General features: G+C 67.5%; 1 protein-coding gene. It reads right to left on the reverse strand.

Going from position 1 to position 2,635, the window contains the following annotated elements; all coding sequences use genetic code 11:
• On the reverse strand, positions 1 to 2,612 hold a 2,612-nt coding region (locus NKJ73_RS33930), incomplete at its 3' end, for a non-ribosomal peptide synthetase (RefSeq protein WP_352572728.1).
• Positions 2,613 to 2,635: the final 23 nt, after the last annotated feature.

Raw genomic sequence — 2,635 nt, forward strand, 5'->3', positions numbered from 1 at the left:
GGCGTGTGATCGAGGGCCCGCGGCGGCTTGACGATCTCGACCACCTGCTCGAACGGCAGGTCCTGATGCTCCTGCGCGGCCAGCGTCGTGCGTCGCGTCCGCTCCAGAAGCTCCGACACGCTCGGCGCGCCCGACAGGTCCAGCCGAAGCGCGAGCGTGTTGACGAAGAAGCCGATCAGCTCTTCGATCTCGCCCCGGCCTCGATTGGCGCTCGGCACGCCGATCACAAGGTCGTCCTGCCCCGACAGACGCGACAGCACCGCCGCCCAGGCTGCCAGCACCGTCATGAACACCGTCGTGCCATGCTGCCGGCTCAGCCGCTTCAGCCGTCGCGTCAAATCCGCATCGATGACGATCGGCACACTGTCCCCGGCAAACGACTGCTGGGTCGGTCGCGGCCGGTCCGTCGGCAGCGCAAGCCGGGCCGGAGCCCCGGACAGGGCGTTGCGCCAATACTGCGCCTGGGTCTGCAGCCGTTCCCCCGACAGCCACTGCCGTTGCCAGGCGGCATAATCCGGATACTGGATCGCCAGCGGTGGCAGCGGGTCGTCCTGCCCGGCCACAAACGCCCGGTAAAGGCTGTTCAGTTCACGCATCAAGACGCCCATCGACCAGCCGTCCGAGACGATGTGCTGCTGGGTCAGCAGGAAGAGGTGTTCCTCATCGGACATCCGGATCAGACGCGCGCGCATCAGCGGCCCGCGCGCCAGATCGAACGGCGTGTCCGCCTCTTCATGGCACAGATCCGAAAGCGCGGCTTGCGCATCCGGCCGGCCGGATAGATCGTGCTCGATCACCGGCAGACCCGCATCCGGCGGCAGAACCTCGACCCGGGGCTTGCCCTGCGGCGCGACAAAGACGCTGCGCAGCGCCTCATGGCGGGCAAACAGACGGTCAAGGCTGCGCTGCCAGGCGCTGCGGTCGAGCACACCACGCAGCCACAAGGCCAGCGGAATGTGATAGTTCGTGCTGCTCTCGTCCAGTTGCGCCAAAAACCATAGCCGCTGCTGCGCGAACGACAGCACAAGCGGCTCATGACGCGACACGGCCACAATCGCCGGCAGGTCTTGCGGACCGGAGCGGCTCAACACCCCGACGATGCTTGCCGCAAGATCGGAAAGCACCGGCCTGGCGAACAGCGTCGACAGCGGCAGTTCCACGCCAACAGCCCGCGACAGCCGGCTCAAGAGCTGCACCGCCAGCAGCGAGTGGCCGCCGAGCTCGAAAAAGTGGTCGTGGCGTCCGACCCGCTCGACCCCGAGCAGCTCTTGCCAGATCCCGGCCAGCGCCGTCTCGATCTCGCCGCGCGGCGCCTCGTAGGCCGCCCGCGCATAGGCGTCGTCGTCGGGGGCCGGCAGCGCCTGGCGGTCAAGCTTGCCGTTGGCCGTCAGCGGTAGCGCCGATAGCCGCACGAACGCCGACGGCACCATGTAGTCCGGCAGCCGCCCGCCCAGATGCGCGCGCAAGCCGCCGGCAAGCGCGCTTCCATCCCCGTCGTCCGATGCTGCCTCGGGGCCACACACCACATAGGCGACAAGCTGCCTGTCGCCGGCGCGGTCCTGGCGCGCCACCACCACCGCCTCGCGCACCCATTCATGCTCGATCAGCCGTGCGGCGACCTCGCCCGGCTCGATGCGGAAGCCGCGGATCTTCACCTGGTCGTCATTGCGGCCGAGGAACTCCAGATTGCCGTCCGGCAGATAACGGGCCAGATCGCCGGTCTTGTACAGCCGATCGCCTTCCACAAACGGACTGGCGATGAACCGCTCCGCCGTCAGCTCGGGGCGGTTGAGATAACCGCGCGCAACGCCGGCCCCGCCGATATAGAGCTCGCCCACCGCCCCGAACGGCACCGGCTGACCATGAGCGTCCAGAAGATAGATCCGCGTGTTGGCGATCGGACGGCCGATCGTTTCAACGACGGTGTCTCCCCTGGGCATGCAAATCCAGGTCGAGTACGTCGTTGTCTCGGAAGGGGCGTATAGGTTACAGATCTTCTCGACGCGGCTGTGCTCGAAGATTCTCTCGATCAGAGCTGCGCTCAGCGCTTCGCCCGCCAAATTGATGGCGCTTGCCGCGGCGGGGACTGCTTCCTTGTCGAGCAGAGCGGCGATCGCAGAGGGGACTGTATTGATCAGCGAGACGTCCAAAGGCGTTTGCGCCAGCGCCAGCGCATTGTCGACGAGATAGAGCGTGCCGCACTGTGACAGGGTAGCGAAGCACTCGTAGACGGACAGATCAAAGCTGATCGAAGTGGAGAACAGCATGCGGCTGGTCTGCGCTTGCGCGTAGACGCCGCTACTCCAACGCAGCAGGTTCACGGTGCTTTGATGCTCGACCATGACGCCCTTGGGCGTCCCGGTGGAGCCCGAGGTGTAGATGATGTAGGCGAGATGGCGGGGGGTGAGCCCCAGCGCGCGCGGGTCGGGGTCGTCAGCGCCCTGGCCGGCCCATGGACGCGCGCCGCCCGAGAGGTCGACCGCCGTCAGGCTGGCGAGCGCCTCGGCGCCGAGGGCGGCGCGTCCGGCCGTATCGGCCAGCAGCAGCTTGGGGGCGGCATCGGCGAGCACCTGGTTGAGCCGTGGGCTCGGATAGGCCGGATCGAGCGGCACATAGGCGCCGCCCGCCTTCAGGA

The organism is Mesorhizobium sp. M0074 (assembly GCF_040322975.1).
Taxonomy (GTDB): Bacteria; Pseudomonadota; Alphaproteobacteria; order Rhizobiales; family Rhizobiaceae; genus Mesorhizobium.